This window comes from Thermosynechococcus sp. PP555 (assembly GCF_031583225.1).
Taxonomy (GTDB): domain Bacteria; phylum Cyanobacteriota; class Cyanobacteriia; order Thermosynechococcales; family Thermosynechococcaceae; genus Thermosynechococcus.
The window spans coordinates 1504254-1522210 of record NZ_CP134168.1 but is presented as its reverse complement, the minus strand read 5'-3'; the positions used below and the strand labels follow the sequence as shown (position 1 = coordinate 1522210).

Below are 17957 nucleotides of genomic sequence, written 5' to 3'. Positions count from 1 at the left end.
TCTTTATGACGGAGCTAACAGTCTTTTTTTTCCGCCACGGAATCGCGGTCGAACGGGAAGTGTTTGAAGGCAGTGATAGCGATCGCCCCCTGACGGCCAAAGGCGAAAAGAAAACCCAGCAGATTGCGCGGCGGTTATTGGATCTAGGCATTGAAGCAGAACTGATTCTCTCCTCCCCACTAGTGCGGGCACGGCAAACCGCAGAAATTCTCCTTGAAGTGGGGGTTGCCCCCGATCTGATGATTTCTGACCTGTTGGCGCCAAGCGGTCGTTTGCCAGATTGGCTGCAGTGGCTGAACCACTGGCGTCAAGACCATGAGGGAGCCCTGATTGCCGTGGGTCATGAACCCAATCTTAGTCACTGGGCAGAACTGCTCATCTGTGGCAAAGCCTTGGGACACCTCCAGCTCAAGAAAGCCGGCATTATTGGCCTGCAGATTCCAGAAACCGATCCCCTTGGTAATAGTCAACTCTTTTGGCTGACGCCTCCCAAGTTTTTACTCAATGGCAGTGGCCTTGCCTGACTACAGGTGTCCATTCCGATGCTTCGACCCTCTCGCCACTGCTCTCCCTAAAGCGACACAATAGAAGTACAGCCTGCCACAGGATAGAATCGTGAATTCTGAGTCGGAAATTACGGAGCATTTACCGCCCGATGTTCTCAGTTGGCTGTATGCCTATCAGCGGGAGCATCAATTTACTAGCCTTGAAGCGGCAATTGTTGACATTGTCTGCAAGTTTTATATTCAAGCGGAGCATTTGCCTGAACGGCTGGCGGATCTAGAGCGACGGGTGAATGCCCTTAGCCGTGAAGTGATTCATCTGCGCCAACAACTGCCCGAAAACTACGATCGCCTACGGGAACAGTTGGCAGCGGTGCGCCTGAGTCATTCGGGCATTCTCCACAATTTGCGCGATCGCGTGGAGGCCTTAGAGTCCGAGGTGTTTCCCGGTCGCCCTAGCGCTGCTGACGTAGAGGCTGATAGTTGAGGAGTTCCTCCAAGGTTGCCAGCAAATCCACTTTCACAAATGTGATTTGATCCTCAGCATTGAGGCCAAATTGCCAAGCCACATTGACGCTAAAAAGGCGGAGTGTAACTTTACCCACAAGGCGGTAGCGACGTTCTGTGCCCTCTGTGCTTAGTAGTTCTCCTTTAAGGGGTTCTGCCCGCATACCCACGGCTTCAAGGTGGAGATAATGGGCGATCGCCCCCCGACCCACCACGGCATCCTCAAAGGGCGGATAGAGAACTCCTTCTTCAGCAAACAGGGCGGCCACATCTTCGTAGCGTTCCTCATTGAGGGCAGCAAAATAGGCAGTTATAGTTGGCTCATCAATGCCGAGAATGGGACTTCCTTGAACAGGATGGGTCATGGTTTCAGTTCCTCAGTGGTTTGTATCTGGACAAAAAAAGGGAGCACATTGCCCCCTTGCGTAACCCATGGCATCTTAATTAGACGGCAAGTGGATCCACCCCCATGGCGACCACTGCATTCCGCAGGACAGTAATCTGTTGACCAAAGTCAAGGGCTTTGATGGCTGCAAACACGCGATCGGCATCGCGGCTGAGGGTATAACCGGGGGGCACAGGTACCACAAACCCCTGTTTCATCAGTTCTGCCAGTTGATACCAGAAGGCGAGCTTGGTGTTGGGGCTAAAGACACCGTAGGCACGGGTGAGAGGGGTGTCCACATTGGCCACCAAGTCGCGCATGAATTGAAGTTGATCATCGAAACTGAGTGCTTTGACCTGATTGAGCAGCCCTTCCGCCAGTTGTAGGCGAGCCGTACCGGGAGCGGCGGCTGTAATCGAACGACCCGTTTCGGTGTAGATGAACCACAGAAGTCCTAGTTTGTCATCCACACTCAGGCAGTTGAAAAGAGTGGTAACCTCTTGAACGGCTGTGGCCAGTGTCGAGGGAGTGAAACGAGTATCGGTGGTATAGGTCATACAGCTTCAGAGATGTTGAACGTCTAGCGTGTTGCTATGCTTATCTCTGCCTCCTAGTCAACAGTATGTTACATATCTTCATAAAAAGCAACACAAGTTTATAAATACCAGTAATAAATCTATCTTATGCTTCATTTGAATAGAATGAAATAAATCTATTATAGCCACCCAGAGCGAGACGGGTCTGATTTGAGCCATCTGTTCCCCGCCTGTTCGCACTTCTTCAGAAAAAAGCGGTTTGGCACACCAATCGAGAGTTGTTACAAATGTTAAGATTGCATCGGTTTTGGCAAGAACACACCTGTGGCTCGACCGACCCTCTACGTGGCAATCACAAACCATGGCTTTGGTCATGTGGCGCGGACAACGGCGCTGGTGAATGCCATTCGCCGCCAAGTGCCGGATCTCTTGCCACTGATCGTGACGGCAGCTCCCTATTGGTTGTTGCAGGCGAATCTGGAGGGGGAGTTTATTCATCGTCCCCGTGCCCTTGATCTGGGGGTCGTACAAGCCGATAGTTTGCAAATGGATTTGCCTGCAACCCGTGCCAAGCTCTTGGAACTTCAGGCGGCAGCCCCTGAGTTGATCCGCGCCGAGGCAGAGTTTATTCAGCAAAATCGGGCACAGTTGGTGCTAGCGGATATTCCCCCTTTGGCGGTGGCGATCGCCCATGCAGCGGGGGTGCCCTGTTGGATGGTTAGTAACTTTGGCTGGGATTTTATCTATCGCTCCTTTGGCGGTGACTTTAGCGAGATTGCGGATTGGGTGAGTAATCTTTATAGCGGGTGCGATCGCTTGTTTCAACTGCCCTTTGCGGAACCCCTCAATGCCTTTCCCCACAAGGAATCCGTGGGACTGACGGGAGCCGAACCGCGTTTTGAGCCAGAGGAGTTGCGGCGGCGCCTTGGCCTCACCACTCCCCGCGATCGCACAGTTCTTTTAACCTTTGGCGGCCTGAGCTTGCAAGCGATTCCCTATGAGACCCTCAAGGGGTTTCCCGATTGGCAGTTCCTTACCTTTGATACCAGTGCCCCTGAGGACTTACCGAACCTACGGAAGCTCTGTGGCCGTCAATTGCGGCCGGTGGATGTGATGCCTCTCTGTGGTCGAGTCGTGTCCAAGCCCGGCTATGGCACCTACGCGGAGGCCTGTCGCTTGGGGGTACCGGTGGCAACGATTCGTCGTGATGATTTTGCTGAAGGGCCTGTTTTGGTGGCGGGATTGCAGGCACATCATTTCCATCAAATTCTCACCCATGAAGAATTTTTTGGTGGTCACTGGCACTTTTTGCACGCAGAACCCCAGCCGCCCCAAGACCCCACCCCCTTGGATCTCAATGGCAATTCTATGATCGCCACCGCTGTTGCCTATTATTTGAATAACTGCTCATCACAATAGCCGTGGGTATCTTTAGATGGCGAACCGCCTCGCTGCTAAAAAAGGCTTGGCAACTGTATCAACAACAGCACTGGAGCGGAGCACAACAGTGCGCACGTCAAGTTATTGAAGAGACCCCGCAGCCAGAGGCCTATTACCTATTGGGGTTAATTGCTGAACAACTGGCACAGCCCCTTGAGGCACAGGCAGCCTATGAGCAGGCTATTGCCCTTGAGCCGTGGCATGCCCCTTCCCATTATCGCTTGGCAGTTGTTCTCCATGATTTGCTGCACCAACCGGCGGCTGCGCTACCCCACTACCAACGCGCCCTTGAGGTGAAGCCGGAGTGGGTGGAAGCCCATAGCAACTTAGGAAATGCCTATCTGGACTTGGGGGACACTGAACGGGCGATCGCCTGCTACCAAAAAGCCCTATCCTTGAATCCCGACTTGCCCACAACGCTGTATAACTTAGGCCTCTGCCTACACGCCCAAGGCAAACTCACAGAAGCGAGTGCTTGCTACGAACAGTCACTGTACCTTGAAGCGGGTCAAGCCGATGTCCACAACAATCTGGGCAGTGTCTATCTTGAACTGAAAAATTATGAGGCAGCGATTCGCCAGTTTCAGGCCGCCTTGAGTGCTAATCCAGAACTGTTGGCAGCCCACTACAATCTGGGGTACGCTTTGCATCTACAGGGTAACCTCGCGGCGGCGCGCGATCGCTACCAAGAAGTGCTCCTGCGGGATAACAAGCACCAACAGGCGCTATTGCAACTGGGTCAAATTTGCCTCAGCGAAGCGGATTTTACGGGAGCAATCAGCTACTACCAACGCTGTCTGAGTCTTGACTCCCTCAATGGTGCGGCTCATGCCGGGTTGGCCACAGCGCTCTTGGAAACGGGGGATCCGCAAGCAGCTCTCCATCACTTTCGCCAGGCCGTTGCCTTAGACCCCGATGCAGTGGATGTGCGCCTCAACTTTGCCCTTGTGCTGCTGCTGCTGGGACATTTCCCAGAGGGATGGGAAGAATATGAATGGCGCTGGCAGCAACCCACTGGAGGATTACGCACCTATCCGCAACCCCGTTGGCAAGGTCAATCCCTAGAGGGGAAAACCCTCTTTGTCTATAGTGAGCAGGGGCTAGGGGATTGCATTCAGTTTGTGCGCTTACTGCCCTTGATGGGGCGGCGTGCCCAACGGGTGATTTTTGCTGCTTACCCGCCCTTGGTGCGTCTTTGTCAAACACTGCCGGGGATTGAAGTGATAAGCACCGAGGAGACGCCTCCCCCCTTTGATTACCATACCCCCCTGCTGAGTCTGCCGCGCTACCTAGGTATTGATAAAGACCACTTTCCCAAGTTCAGTCCCTATTTTCAGTTACCCACCCCCCTGCCCCGCAGTATTTTTCATGTGTCCAAACCGCGGATTGGTTTGGTCTGGGCTAGCCATAGTCAAACGCGCACCACGGCGCAGCGGTCTTGTCCCCTTGAGTACTTCCTGCCTCTGCTGCGGGAATTTGATGTCCAATGGTATAGCCTGCAAAAGGAGCGATCGCGCCTCGAGGGTGAACAATTGCAGCAGGCGGGAGTGATTGACTGCCAGCCCTACATGGGGGATTTTCTGGATACGGCGCTGTTGATCCAGCAGTTGGATGCTGTGGTAACAATTGATACGGCTGTGGCACACTTGGCGGGTGCCCTAGGGAAGCCCCTGTGGATCCTGTTGCCCTGTGTGGCGGATTGGCGGTGGCTCTGGCAGCGATCGCGATCGCCTTGGTATCCTTCGGCGCAGTTAATTCGTCAGCCCCAGCGGGGTGATTGGCAAGGGGCGATCGCCCAATTGCGGACTGCTCTTGAATCCCACTATCGGATGCTCAGCAATGGGGTATCCAATTGAGAAGAAATTAGTGATTGCGGTGGCCTCCAGTGCCCTCTTTGATTTGGGGGAGGCGGATGATGTCTTTCGCAATGAGGGGACCGAAAAGTACCGCCAATTTCAGCGGGAAAGGAAATACGATGTCTTGCCGAAGGGGGTGGCATTTCCCTTTATTCGCCGCTTCTTGAATCTCAACCGTGCCTATCCCGAACAAGAACCCGTGGAGGTCGTGCTCCTTTCCAGAAACGATCCCGATACTGGTCAGCGGGTCTTCTATTCAATTCAGCACTACGGTCTGAACATTACCCGCGCCGCATTTTTGGGCGGCAAATCCCCCCATCCCTACATTCCTGCCTTTAATGTGTCTCTGTTTCTCTCGGCAAATGCCAAGGACGTGCAGCAGGCGATCGCGGCTGGGTATCCAGCGGGCATGGTGATTCGATCGCCCATCACCGATCACGAAGACGATGCTGAGTTACGGATTGCCTTTGACTTTGATGGTGTGCTAGCGGATGATGAAGCGGAAGCCGTCTTTCGCCAAGGGGATCTCGAGCAATTTCAAGCCCATGAACTGCAAAAGGCCAACATTCCCCATAATCCGGGACCCTTGAGTGATCTTTTTAAGAAACTGGCAGCCTTTCAACAATTGGAAATGGCAAAAGAGCAGCAGGATGCCAGCTATCAGCGGCTGTTACGGATTGCGATTGTGACCGCACGCAATATCCTTGCTAGTGAACGGGTGGTGACCACCCTCAACAGTTGGGGCGTCATGCCGGATGAAACCTTTTTCCTTGGCGGTATGGAGAAAATACGGGTTCTCAAGCAACTCAAACCGCATATCTTCTTTGATGATCAACTGACCCATCTAGAATCAGCAGCGGGTTCGATTCCCTCAGTGCATGTCCCCTTTGGTGTGCGCAATTGTGACATTCTCCCTCCCTAACCCAAGGGTATCGTGAAGGCTTCCAATATCGCTATCGGAACTTGACCGCAATTCCCCGTACCACCAAGCAGTGCTATTGGCAGTGCAGTACGCTGGCGGCATTTATTATGGGCAGACCCGACGCCCATTCATCTGAACAACGGAAACATCTAGCTCGCGATCATCAAGTTCAAGTTTGCCACTGGCAGTAACAACGCCGCCCACCCTAAGAACGCCATTGCGCAGGGCAGGTTTGCAGGCATCCGGTAGATCGAGCTTGTAGCGTTGGTTATTGGCCTCAAGTAAGACTTCATCATCATCAACAACCGCCGTAATTCGACCCGTAAGCGTGGCGGGCACCTCCTTACCAGCACGGCTGGCGATCGCTCCTGTGCTCAACATTCCTGCCACTCCTAATGCCAATACCAACCAACGCAATCGCATGGTACAAATCCTCAAGTAGAATTTTTCCCAATAATTTGACGAGCGATCGCCCCCAAGAGTTCAATTAAGTTTTCTCTGCCGACGGATCTATTCAAATTTCCTAAAGTCTGATTTTGGCGTTGAATCCCTCGGAGTCTCTCTATAGGAGGCTTTGAGTATTTTTAGTAGCTTTGTAGAAAATAATTTGACACCCCTCGCAGGGGATCCCTCGGAACAGGGGGCTGCAATCCGCTCAGGGAGAGGCTATACTAACGCGGAAGTAAAATAAATGAAAATTGGTAAAGTGCGCTAAAAATAAGCACAAAAAAAGGTCAGTGTCGTTGCCACCGACCCTTGAATAGATGAAGATGAGTTAAGTTTCTAGGAGTTTATTCCTCATTAGCGGGGAACAACGGCAGGCTGCACTTGGATGCCCCATGAACTGAGCGTGCCTACATTACAGCCACCTTGCCGTCCAATCGCCCCAATTTGAATCGTGTGATTCCCCCGCTCCCAGTTGCCACCAATGGGCAAAAAGGCTGAACGGTTGGGGCCAAGGAACTCCGTTTCGACCCGCTGTCCCTGACGATTGGTGGTGAAATATTTCACTTCCGAGCAGTGGGTAGCAGGCGCAGTGACTTGGAGGGCATAATCCCAATACGGACTTTCAGAGCGGAAGTTGTAATGCGCCATTTGATCGCAAACTTGGCCACTGCTGTTGCAGTTGACGATAATCGGTGGGTTTGCCTGTGCTGCCGTAGTAGCAACCACAACACCTGAAACCACAATACTGCTTAGGGTGATCAACCGACGGGTGAAGGAGTGGAGAGACATTGGAGGCTCCTATGGAGTGGATACCCCAATTATTGATGGCAATCCTGTCGCCGCCTGAGACCTCAATCACTGATGGGTTGAGAGATTGATCACCGGAAAGTAACTGTTGCTTCCTCGCAGGAAATGGAAAAACTGCTAGGCCATTTCACGCACACGGGGCTGGCCATCCACAATCTCACCAATGAGGATGACATCGGCCACGTTGACAAACAGGCCATTTTCGACAACACCGGGGATGTTGTTCATCGTTTTCTCTAGTTCGGCGGGGTTAGAAATGTCATCAAATTTGACATCAAGGACAAGGTTGCCTTGATCCGTCACCACTGGGCCATCTTTTTTCACCCCCATGCGCAGTTCAGGCTGCCCCCCAAGAGCTTTCAGGGCACGAGTCACCGGAGCCACGGCAAAGGGTAACACTTCCACGGGCACAGGGAAGGTAGAACCCAATTTCTGCACCAGTTTACTGCTGTCCACCACCACCAAGAACTGATCCGCAAGGGAATCAACAATTTTTTCACGGGTATGAGCCGCCCCACCCCCTTTGATCAAGTTTTTGGCGGGATCAACTTCATCGGCACCGTCAATGGCGATGTCTAATTTCTCCACATCATCAAGGGTGACTAGGGGAATGCCATACTTTTTGGCGAGGACAGAGGCTTGAAACGAGGTGGGCACACCAGCGATGTTGCTCAGTTCCCCATTGCGCAGGCGATCGCCCAAAAATTGAATGACAAAGGCCGTGGTTGACCCAGTGCCCAAGCCAACAATCATTCCAGACTGCACGCGATCGGCAGCAGCTTTGGCAACGGCCTGCTTCATTTGCTTGACTGCATCCTCACTCATGGGCAAATTCCCTCATTTTTTCCAAAAGCACAATACCATAGCGGCCGCCCTTTACAGCCCTTTTCAGAGAGTCGGAACCTAGCCCTCAGGCTGCCAGTCCTTGGAGTTGCAGGTGACGTTGCAAACAACGATAATGCTAGTGATTAAGTGAGGGTATCTCAGGGATGGCGATCGCGCGCACGCGGAAAAAATGGCAGTGGTTCTCTCTGTTGGGCGCAGCAGCAACCGTTTGGGCACAGGCGGGACTGGCTGCCGAGCAAATTAGCCTTGTTTATCCGCCCTTCGGCACATTCAACATCCAAGTGAGTGACCTTGCCACATTTGCCAAAACGGGGAATGCGAGTTCGGAGCTAAGATTTTTAATTCGGCTACTTCCCAACGCTCAAGAATCCAACTTGCGCGAAGGCTTGACCACACGCATGGACTTAGAACCAACAACCGTTAGCCAGTTTGTCAAAAGTCCCATTGGTCAAAGCTTTTTAGAGCGCATTGGCCAAGTTATTCGGGCAGATAATGATGTCAATGGAGGCCCAGCCCTTGGGGAAGCCCTGAAAACCGCCGCCAGTTCCCCCGCAGGCATTACCCTGCTCTCAGTACTACAAGCCTTTCCCGGCAAGAGTGTTAAAGTCAATGGTGAACTCGGTCTGAAGGCAGTGGGTGCCTTTACCCGTGCAGTGAATCAAGAACAGCGGGCGCAAGACTTTATCGAACGCTTGGCGCAACTCCAACCAAGAACGCCACTGCCTGCCAGTGGCCTTAATCCTGCCCAAAAAGGACCCTTCCAGTGGCAAAAGCAAAAACTTGAATTCACCAATCCCAATCGCACCACAGGCCTCATTCCCGCAGATCTCTATGTCCCCATAGGGATGATCGCACCAGCCCCCCTCATCGTCATTTCCCACGGTTTAGCCTCAGACCGCACGACGTTTGCCTACTTAGCAGAGCACTTGGCCAGTCATGGATTGGCAGTTTTGGCAGTCACTCACCCCGGTTCGGATGCCAGCCGAATTAATAGTTTTCTCTCCGGGGCACCCCTCGACTACGAGAACTTGCCAAAGGATTGGGCACAGCGCCCCTTGGATTTGAAATTTGGTGTGGATGCTGTCGCGGCGTTAGTTCAGAAAAATCCAGCCCTAAAAATTGACACCAATAATGTGGGGCTATTTGGCCACTCGATGGGGGGCTTTACCGTGTTGGCGGCAGCAGGGGGGACTGTTGACTGGAATGCCGTCAAACAACGCTGTCTAGCAGCCGCTCGTGATCTCTTTATCTTTAATATCTCAGTGCCCCTGCAATGTCGTAGTCTCGGTCTTGCCGCTGTGCCCTCTACACCGGCGGATCCACGGGTCAGGTCTGTGATTGCCGTCAATCCAGTGAGTAGTATCCTCATTGGCGAACGGGGCATGGCCAATATCAAGGTGCCCACACTCATTGTTTCCAGTAGTCGGGATGTCTTTGCGCCACCCTTAGAGGAGCAGATCTGGCCTTTTACATGGTTACAGGCGCAGCCCAAGTACCTTGCCATGCTCGTGCCCGGTACCCACTTCTCGGCAGTGGGGGTCAGTGAAGCGGGAGTATTACCGGTTCCCAATGATCTCATTGGCCCGAACCCACAGTTGGCACAGCCCTTTTTCAAGGGACTGGCGGGGGCTTTCTTTGGCGTCTTTAATCAAAAAAACGAGTCCTTGCGTCCATTCCTGAGTCAAACCTTTGTCAATCAGGTGACCCAGCCCACTTTTCAAGCCTATTGGGTGGATCGCATCAATCCCCAGCAGTTGCAGGAGGTGCTCGCGGGGCGCATTGGCACTCAACCACGAAGATAAAGTGCCCCAGAAATCAGTGTGAGGGCGATCGCCCCCCCATAAACAATGAGGATTCCCCCCTGCCAACTAGGCGGTAAGGGAGCGAGAAGCAATGCCACGGCCATAATCTGGCTAAGGGTTTTTGCTTTACCCCAGAGATTGGCGCCCTGAATTTGAGATTGCTGAACCCGCCAACTAGCAATGCCTAGTTCCCGAAAGAGGATCAACGCCACAGACCATGCGGGCACCTCTCCCCATTCAATGCACAGCAACAGGGGCACCAAGATTAGCAACTTATCCACGAGCGGATCCAGCACCTTGCCCAAATCCGTCACCTGATTGAGACGGCGAGCAATGTAGCCATCCAGCCAATCCGTGAGGGCTGCCACCAAAAATAAACCCACCCCCCACCAACGGTACACGGCACTGTGATTCAACGAGAGCAGACCCACTATCACGGGCACGATCAACAGGCGCGCAAGGGTAATTGCTGTGGGTAGAGTCAAGGGCATCGCTATTCCCGAAGATAAAAAGAAAACCCCCTCACCGGGAGGGAGCTAATTTTCTTTCACCGAGCAGCGCTTAGTACAACTGCAGCGACTTCAACTGTTTATCGAACATGTGAATGGTATCGACAAAGCGAGCCGTTTTCGACTGCGTGGAAATGACCAAAGATTGGGTACGGGCGCCACCTTTGAAGAAGCGCACCCCTTTCATGAGCATACCGGGCGTAATACCACAGGCGGCAAAGAGAACCGTTTCCCCAGAGGCCAATTCCTCTGCTTCATAGACCTTGTCGGGATCAGTGATGCCAGCTTTTTTGAGTTCTTCGAGGTTGCCTTCGCGGGTGCGATTCGCCCATTCCTTGGTCATGACCACAGCGGGATCATAGACCAGTTGCCCCTGGAAGTGCCCACCCAAGGCACGCATGGCAGCAGCGGAAATCACTCCTTCAGGCGCAGCACCAATACCCATGAGCGCATGAATGTTGGTACCAGAGAAAGCACAGGAGAGAGCAGCGGAGACATCGCCATCGGAGATCAGTTGAACACGGGCACCCGCATTGCGAATTTCTTGAATCAAGTCATTGTGGCGATCGCGCTTCATCACCACCACCACTAACTCATCAATGGCGCGGTCAAGGCATTCCGAGAGAATTTTCAGGTTTTCTGTCGCCGAGTTGCGAATATCCACTTTGCCCTTAGCAGCAGGGGGCGCCGCCAATTTCTTCATATAAAAGTCGGGAGCCGCAAACAGCCCCCCTTTTTCAGAAATGGCCAGTACTGCCATTGAGCCGGGTTGGCCGTAGGCGCAGAGGTTTGTCCCTTCACAGGGGTCAACAGCAATGTCAATTTCAATGAGTTCTTCGGGGTTACAGTATTGGGCAGCATCGGGACGGGTACAAATGCCCACTTCTTCGCCAATGTAGAGCATGGGGGCTTCATCCCGTTCCCCTTCGCCAATCACAATACGACCGCGCATATGGATTTGATTCATGCGGTTGCGCATGGCATCCACGGCGACCTGATCCGCCATGTGTTTGTCACCTTTGCCCATCCACCGCGCTGAGGCGATCGCCGCTTGCTCGACAACTTCTATAATCTCTAAGCCGATGACGTTATCCACACAACCCTCCTAACTGCACAAGTTGATCCCGCAGAGGTTTCCTATCTGAGCTTACAGAACTTTGGTACGCAGAAAATAATTTCTCGCTGCAAATTATTTGCCCTCAACCGTAGCTGCATTGCGAAGCCTGAGCGATCGCTTGTTGTTAACGCTTCGCCTCAAGGTCTAAGGTGTGGTCAAAAAGAGCAGTTGCTCTGTGGGCAGATGATCCAAGTAATAGCCATCCTGTGCCAACACAATCAATAAATGCAGGCCACAATCGGGATGCAGGTGCAGATCTGCCCAAGGAATGGCCACTTCTAGGCAGATGCCCAAGGCATAGCGGGCATGGTTGGGTCGCTCTTCCCACTGGTAGTTGGCGATCGCCTCTTTGAAAGCAATCTGTTGCTTTTCAAAGTCAATCACCAATTGATGGTGGTACAGGTAGTTGAGGGGGGCTGCGTCGGGGCAATCTCGCAGATCAGAGAGGGGGCTATTGTACGTCACCATGTTGGGGTAGTACCAGCAAAAGTGCAGGGTGCTGATGTCATTCCCAAAGGGCTGTTTCTGGTTCGGAGTATCAAGACGCAGATAGATATTTAGGTGATCCACCCCATACCAGAGGCGACTGATCAGCGTTTGGCGGTGCATCGTCCCGCGGCTGCCACCGATTTGAATCCGGCCAGCAAAGTTCCAGTCCTGCTCATCACCGCGCCCATCAATCTCAGGGTGAATAAAGCCTTGGGGCGGGTAGGTATCCTTGGCTTCGTGGACTTCTAAGGGATCATTGAGAACCTCAGGAATTGGCTCCCCCAATGCTGTGTAGAGCGCCATCAAATGCTCACGGAAAAGCTGATCAAACATGGCATCGTGGTTCGAGGAGTGGCCTTCACCAAACCACCAAAACCAGTCAGAGCCTTCAGCCGCCAAAAGAGCTTGCCATGCTGCCGGATTCTTCGTTTCAGTGGCTTCGGGGTGGCGTTCAAGGGTTTGGCGGGCAGCCCCTAAATAGTCCCAAGCTTTGTTTTTTACCGGATCGCCAATCCATGTACAGAAATTGCCATCAATCCAAGAGCCGCTGTGAAGAGCAGAACCCGAAATCACCGCACGTGGGGGATATTGTTGCAGATACTCCGCCACAGAAACACAGGCAAAGTGCTCGTTCTCGCTCAGGCCTTGGTAAAGCCTTTCTAAGAAGGGCAGGCCGTCGCGGGGATAGTACTCCCAGCAGTTTTCACCATCGAGGGCAATGGTCACAAGCCATGGTTGCGCCAAACTGGATTGACCAGTCCCTTCATGGGCAATGAGTTGCTGGCGAATGCCCTCCAGCTGCTTGAGCAGATCCGCTGCCGCTGCTTCGGGAGCCATGGCACTGTAGGTAAAACCAATCAGATCCGAGAGGCGATGATCGCGAAAGACAATGTTGAGATCCCCTTTGGCCGTGGTCAGGCGGTAGGGTTGGTAAAGAACATTGGCCTGTTGGACAACCCCTGCTTCGTTGCGGTAAAAATAGGTTCCCGTTGTCCAGCCCAAGATGGCTTCATCGGAGCAAATCCACTCAAAGCCCTGCTCGACAATGGGTTCAAGAATGGCTGGACTCACGGATTGCTCTGACGGCCACAGTCCGCGGGGCGATCGCCCAAAGAATTGTTCATAAAGAACTCGCGCCCGCCGCAAATGCCGAGGAACATCTTCGGGATATTGAAACCGCTGTTGGGGCAGGGCAATGTTGGGAACCGCTACTTTGGCGGCATCGGTATCCACCAAGAGGGGCAAAATCGGGTGGGTATAGGGGGTTGTGGTGACTTCAATTTGACCCGCCTCTTGAAGGGCGCGGTGCTGGGGAATGATTTGGCCAAGAATTTCCCGCTGTTTGGCAATGATCCGCTGGCGATCGCTGAGGCTAAAATCCCGCCCTTGGGATAGCCATTGGGCAATCTCTGGCTCCTCCCAATAGAGAGGATCAATCCACGCTAAATTGTGCCACGCTAACAAATCCCCATAATCTTGCGGCTGCCAATTTTGCCAACACCATGTTTTGCCGTGAGTTTGCCGCTGCTCGTAGAGTTCGCGATAGCGGGGATGGGGGTCAATCATTGTGCGGTGGTGGGCATCAAAGAAATGCTCAATGATAAACCAGCGCTGTTGATCCGTGAGTTGCTCGACCGGCGTCAGTGTGGCTGTGAGGTAGGGATCAAGAGCCGTACCGTTGACATAATCCTGAATTTGCAGCAACAGGGAGGGGACAAGGTTGACGGTTTGCTTGAGGCGGGGATATTTGGCGAGGACTAAGATCAGATCTAAGTAGTCCTTCGTGCCGTGGAGCCGTACCCAAGGGAGCAGGTATTGACCGGTGCGACAACTTTTGTAGAGGGGTTGGTGCTGGTGCCAAATGAAGGCAACGTGCAAGGGATACGCCACAACAAACTTGCCCCCAGTACTCAGAACTCTTCCTCTAGTATTTCAGGGGAGTCTCTTTTACCACCACTTTGTTACGTAAGATGTCAAAAGCAGTACAAATCATAATATACTGCTTTTCTAACGTATGAGTTATGCTCCTGTCCCACTGCCTGCTGTCAGCGCAGTAGTTTTGACTGTTTTGAAGGTATTCTATCCCTATAAAAAGGACTGTACCCTGCTCTATAGAGCCTTTGTGTTTTCAAAAATCAATTATGTTCCCTAAAAATCAGTATCATTTAGGATTTATTAGCGACGAAGATATGCGTGCTCATGTTAAACAAACAATCTTAAAGTATCGCTTGTCAATTGATTTCACAGAATTTAAGAAGCTCAAAATTGATCCAATAAAAGCAACTTTCGATATCGCTGTTTATCATCTCAGTGATGAGGAATTTATTGAAAGAGAAATCATAAGACAAATTGACAAATCTAACAATAATCACATTGGCTATTTTCATCAAAACATTTTTCGATATATTCAAGACTGGGAAGTTCTTGAATCAGGTTATGACATAGTCAATCGCAAGAAATCTTACTATGCGGAAATTAAAAACAAGTTTAATACTATGAATAGTAATGCGAAAGAAAATATTTTCCGCAAAATGCAACAAACTATTGATAGTGACTCAAAAGCAATTTGTTTTTTGATTGAAGTGATTTCAAAAGAATCTAAAAATCTTCCTTGGTCTGTTAAAATAGATGATAAAGTGGTCAAAAATGAAAGAATAAGAATAATTTCAATTGATAAGTTTTATGAGATTGCCACAGGCGACAAGGATGCATTTGCAAAATTGTGCAAACACTTACCACAAATCATTCAAGATGTTATTGAATCTGAAGGAGTTGAAATTGGTTTCTCATCTGAGAGTAAAAATATCAGGGAAAGTTTAAGGAAAGTCCATCCCAATCTCTTAGGAGCTCTGTATTATTTGGCATTTTCCAACTATGAAGGATTTAAGGATTTTACACAAAACCAATGATGTTCTATCGGCTGAGCTCATCGCTGATATTCTCAGTGTGACAAAAGCCACCATACAAAAGTGGGAGCGCCAAGGTCTTTTGACCTGTCGTGAAGAGGATGAACGGGGCAAACGCTACTATCCCGTAGCACAACTGCTTCAGTTTGCAAAATTTCGGGAACTCGTTTTTAGTTCTTGGGAGCAAGAGCAATTCATCCAACCTTTGCGGCCTTACCAAACCCTTGAATTGTTTGCCGGGGCAGGAGGGCTGGCCTTGGGACTCGAGCAGGCGGGGTTGCACGTTGTCTGTCTGAATGAAATTGATAAAGATGCCTGTGGAACGCTGCGGCAAAATCGCCCCCAGTGGCAAGTGATTGAGGCGGATATTCGCACCCTCAACTGGGAACATCTGATCGAAACCGAAATTGATTTATTGACGGGTGGGTTTCCCTGTCAGGCCTTTTCCTATGCAGGGGAAAAGTTGGGCTTTGCCGATACCCGTGGCACGCTATTCTTTGAATTTGCGCGAGCCATCAAAGAAGTCCAACCGAAGGTATTTTTAGGCGAAAATGTGCGCGGTTTGCTCAGCCACGATCGCCAGCGCACCATTAGAACTATTGAAGCGGTGCTTTCCGAAATTGGTTATACGCTGATGCCGCCACAGGTTCTCAATGCCCTGTTTTATCGCGTCCCCCAAAAGCGACAGCGGTTATTCTTGGTGGGCATTCGCAATGATTTAGTGCCCTATGCTCAATTTGCTTGGCCGAGTCCTTGTCCGCAAATTATGACGTTGGCGGATGCCCTCAAAGCTGGGGTTCTCTATGAGAGCGATGTGCCTCCCTCTGCGGGTCAGCGTTACCCTGAGCAGAAAGCGGCGATTTTGCAACAGGTTCCCGAAGGGGGGTGTTGGCGCGACTTGCCCCCAGACCTGCAGCAGGCCTATCTGATGGGAAGTTTTCGTCTTGATGGTGGCAAAACGGGGATGGCACGGCGCTTGGCATGGGATGAACCTGCGTTGACATTGACTTGCTCCCCTGCCCAAAAGCAAACAGAACGCTGCCACCCCACCGAAACACGACCGTTGACCGTGCGCGAATATGCGCGTATCCAAACGTTCCCCGATGATTGGCAGTTTTGTGGTTCTCTTTCAAGCCAGTATCGGCAGATTGGCAATGCAGTGCCCGTGAATTTGGCGGCAGCGGTGGGGCGATCGCTGGTGAATCTATTGAATGCCCTTGAAATCCAATCACCTCAGCCCACGATTTGCCTGTCAGCAGCAAAACAACTAGAGTTTTCCTTTGCTTGAGTTGCAAAGGGGTATCATCCAGACTTGCTCTCGGTGCAAGGGACAATTATCTTAGGGGTGGCGAGTTTGCAAAGGTCTCAATGAAAGCCCAAGTGTTCCGAGGGGTGAACCAACTCAGCTACGAGGACATTCCCATCCCTGAGATTGCTGCCGATGAAGTCCTTGTGCGCGTTAAGGTCGTTGGCTTGTGCCAATCGGACATCAAAAAAATTCGCTATCCCCTCTATGAGCCGCCTCGTATTTTTGGCCATGAAACGGCGGGTGAAATTGCGGCGGTGGGTGAGGCCGTGACGGGTTGGCAGGTGGGTCAGCGGGTGGTGGTCATGCACCATATTCCCTGTATGCACTGCGCCTACTGCTTGAATGAAAACTATTCAATGTGCCATGTGTATAAAACCGTTACAACCACGGCGGGCTTTATTCCCAGTGGCGGTGGTTTTGCTGAGTATGTGAAAGTACCGGGGCACATTGTGCAGCATGGCGGTCTGATTCCCATTCCCGATCACATTAGTGATGAAGAAGCCAGCTTTGTTGAACCCACCAACTGTTGCCTCAAGGCGGTGAAGAAAGCAGGTGTTGCTCCCGGCCAAACGGTGCTGATCACTGGGGCAGGGCCTATTGGCCTAATGTTTATTATGTTGGTGAATCTCTTTGGGGCACGGGCGATCGCCACCGATTTACTGCCCTCGCGAATTGCCAAAGCCAAAGAAGTGGGCGCTGCTGCCGCCTTTGATGCCCGCGATCCCGATCTCAGTGCCAAGGTGCAAGCCCTGACCCATGGCTTGGGGGTGGATGTCAGTCTCTTGGCGGTTCCCAGTGAGAAGGCCTTTTTCCAAGCCCTAGAGTGTACTCGCAAGGGGGGCAAAATTCTCTTCTTTGCCGAGTTTCCCGATGAGGTGGAGATTCCCCTCAATCCCAACATTCTCTATCGCCGTGAGATTGATCTCATGGGCAGCTACAGTTCCTCCTACCGCTTACAGTCCTTAGCCTGCAACATTATCTTTAACCGCCGCATTGATGTCAAAGCCCTGATCAGCGATCGCTATCCCTTGGCCAAACTTGCCGAGGCGGTGGAACAGGCAGTACATCCCACGCCTGAGACTTACAAAATCCTCATCTATCCGGAGGCCGAATGCACGCCCTGTCAATTTCCACATGGATAGTGCACATTTCCAGTGTGCTGGAGTGGATGGCCGCCATTTGGTTTGTGGCACAACTGGATCGCCGCTGTCCGGAGCAGGGATGGCGGTGGTTGGCGTGGGCAATGCTACCAGCGTTGGTGAGTGCCATGTGTGCCTGTACGTGGCATTACTTCGATAATGCAGTGACACTGGCTTGGTTGGTGGATCTGCAAGCGCTGCTCACGTTCATTGGCAACTGTACCCTCTGTGGTGCAGCAGCATGGCTGTGGTGGCGATCGCAAAGCGCACTGTAGCTGCCCTCTTGAAGTAAAGCTTAACAAGATTGATTGAAATTGGCAGTGCTCAAGGACTTCCAGTATCCTGTAATCAGGTTCCCCCGCAATAGGGTGTGACAAATGCAACAGTCCAATACTGAACTTTGACGTAGAACAAGGAGGAACGCTTGCCCGTCAGTC

18 protein-coding genes are annotated in these 17957 nt (G+C 51.9%); 10 read left to right on the top strand and 8 right to left on the bottom strand.

Features of this window, described 5'->3' with window-relative positions:
• Positions 1 to 5 precede the first annotated feature (5 nt).
• Positions 6 to 524, top strand: a complete 519-nt coding sequence (sixA, locus tag RHH27_RS07410; RefSeq protein ID WP_206199596.1) for a phosphohistidine phosphatase SixA — start codon at positions 6 to 8, stop codon at positions 522 to 524.
• Positions 525 to 615: 91 nt separating this feature from the next.
• On the top strand, positions 616 to 990 hold the full coding sequence (locus RHH27_RS07405; protein ID WP_286625667.1) for a hypothetical protein: 375 nt from the start codon (positions 616 to 618) through the stop codon (positions 988 to 990).
• Here the strand turns inward: RHH27_RS07405 and RHH27_RS07400 are convergent.
• Together RHH27_RS07400 and RHH27_RS07395 are read right to left on the bottom strand one after the other, a co-directional pair.
• A complete protein-coding gene (locus RHH27_RS07400) occupies positions 959 to 1375 on the bottom strand; it encodes a nuclear transport factor 2 family protein (RefSeq protein ID WP_302677932.1) in 417 nt (138 codons plus the stop codon). The two genes, RHH27_RS07405 and RHH27_RS07400, sit on opposite strands and share 32 nt — an antisense overlap.
• A 79-nt stretch (positions 1376 to 1454) precedes the next feature.
• Positions 1455 to 1952: an orange carotenoid protein N-terminal domain-containing protein gene (locus tag RHH27_RS07395; RefSeq protein WP_206199593.1), complete on the bottom strand. Its 498-nt coding sequence runs from the start codon at positions 1950 to 1952 to the stop codon at positions 1455 to 1457.
• A gap of 303 nt (positions 1953 to 2255) precedes the next feature.
• On the opposite strand from RHH27_RS07395, the gene RHH27_RS07390 reads away from it, so the two are divergent.
• Genes RHH27_RS07390 through RHH27_RS07380 form a run of 3 tightly spaced genes read left to right on the top strand, consistent with a single transcriptional unit; the run spans position 2256 to position 6149 of the window.
• Positions 2256 to 3350, top strand: coding sequence for a glycosyl transferase (locus RHH27_RS07390; RefSeq protein WP_302677931.1), 1095 nt, complete (start codon positions 2256 to 2258; stop codon positions 3348 to 3350).
• A gap of 2 nt (positions 3351 to 3352) precedes the next feature.
• Entirely contained in the window at positions 3353 to 5227 is a 1875-nt protein-coding gene (locus RHH27_RS07385) for a tetratricopeptide repeat protein (RefSeq protein WP_302677930.1), read from the top strand.
• Complete coding sequence (locus tag RHH27_RS07380; RefSeq protein WP_225901520.1) at positions 5211 to 6149, top strand: 5'-nucleotidase; 939 nt, start codon at positions 5211 to 5213, stop codon at positions 6147 to 6149. The genes RHH27_RS07385 and RHH27_RS07380 overlap by 17 nt, the downstream gene beginning before the upstream one ends.
• Positions 6150 to 6254: 105 nt before the next feature.
• Here RHH27_RS07380 and RHH27_RS07375 read toward each other — a convergent pair whose 3' ends face one another.
• The 3 genes from RHH27_RS07375 to rpiA form a co-directional block, all read right to left on the bottom strand.
• Positions 6255 to 6572, bottom strand: coding sequence for a hypothetical protein (locus RHH27_RS07375; RefSeq protein WP_302676320.1), 318 nt, complete (start codon positions 6570 to 6572; stop codon positions 6255 to 6257).
• Between the two features lie 378 nt (positions 6573 to 6950).
• Positions 6951 to 7385 (bottom strand): hypothetical protein, encoded by a 435-nt coding sequence (locus RHH27_RS07370; protein ID WP_302676322.1) that lies wholly within the window; start codon positions 7383 to 7385, stop codon positions 6951 to 6953.
• Positions 7386 to 7520: 135 nt separating this feature from the next.
• Positions 7521 to 8228 (bottom strand): ribose-5-phosphate isomerase RpiA, encoded by a 708-nt coding sequence (gene rpiA / locus RHH27_RS07365; RefSeq protein WP_206199588.1) that lies wholly within the window; start codon positions 8226 to 8228, stop codon positions 7521 to 7523.
• 164 nt (positions 8229 to 8392) lie between these two features.
• Here rpiA and RHH27_RS07360 point away from each other — a divergent pair, with 164 nt between their 5' ends.
• The gene (locus tag RHH27_RS07360) at positions 8393 to 10051 is read left to right on the top strand and encodes an alpha/beta hydrolase (protein WP_206199587.1); all 1659 of its coding nucleotides are present in this window, start codon (positions 8393 to 8395) and stop codon (positions 10049 to 10051) included.
• Here RHH27_RS07360 and pgsA read toward each other — a convergent pair.
• The 3 genes from pgsA to RHH27_RS07345 all read right to left on the bottom strand — a co-directional run bounded on the left by pgsA (position 10036) and on the right by RHH27_RS07345 (position 14056).
• On the bottom strand, positions 10036 to 10536 hold the full coding sequence (pgsA, locus tag RHH27_RS07355) for a CDP-diacylglycerol--glycerol-3-phosphate 3-phosphatidyltransferase (RefSeq protein WP_315862926.1): 501 nt from the start codon (positions 10534 to 10536) through the stop codon (positions 10036 to 10038). The genes RHH27_RS07360 and pgsA overlap by 16 nt on opposite strands.
• A 76-nt stretch (positions 10537 to 10612) precedes the next feature.
• Positions 10613 to 11656, bottom strand: coding sequence for a class II fructose-bisphosphatase (glpX, locus tag RHH27_RS07350; protein WP_206199585.1), 1044 nt, complete (start codon positions 11654 to 11656; stop codon positions 10613 to 10615).
• Positions 11657 to 11821: 165 nt separating this feature from the next.
• Positions 11822 to 14056: a glycoside hydrolase gene (locus RHH27_RS07345; protein ID WP_302677928.1), complete on the bottom strand. Its 2235-nt coding sequence runs from the start codon at positions 14054 to 14056 to the stop codon at positions 11822 to 11824.
• Between the two features lie 251 nt (positions 14057 to 14307).
• Here RHH27_RS07345 and RHH27_RS07340 point away from each other — a divergent pair, with 251 nt between their 5' ends.
• The 4 genes from RHH27_RS07340 (at position 14308) to RHH27_RS07325 (ending at position 17795) form a co-directional block, all read left to right on the top strand.
• Positions 14308 to 15075, top strand: a complete 768-nt coding sequence (locus tag RHH27_RS07340) for an Eco47II family restriction endonuclease (protein WP_310742717.1) — start codon at positions 14308 to 14310, stop codon at positions 15073 to 15075.
• The gene (dcm, locus tag RHH27_RS07335) at positions 15041 to 16360 is read left to right on the top strand and encodes a DNA (cytosine-5-)-methyltransferase (RefSeq protein ID WP_315862884.1); all 1320 of its coding nucleotides are present in this window, start codon (positions 15041 to 15043) and stop codon (positions 16358 to 16360) included. Before RHH27_RS07340 ends, dcm begins: the two co-directional genes overlap by 35 nt.
• A gap of 80 nt (positions 16361 to 16440) precedes the next feature.
• Entirely contained in the window at positions 16441 to 17523 is a 1083-nt protein-coding gene (locus RHH27_RS07330; protein ID WP_302677925.1) for a zinc-dependent dehydrogenase, read from the top strand.
• Positions 17493 to 17795 (top strand): DUF2499 domain-containing protein, encoded by a 303-nt coding sequence (locus RHH27_RS07325; RefSeq protein WP_302677924.1) that lies wholly within the window; start codon positions 17493 to 17495, stop codon positions 17793 to 17795. The genes RHH27_RS07330 and RHH27_RS07325 overlap by 31 nt, the downstream gene beginning before the upstream one ends.
• Positions 17796 to 17957 lie beyond the last annotated feature (162 nt).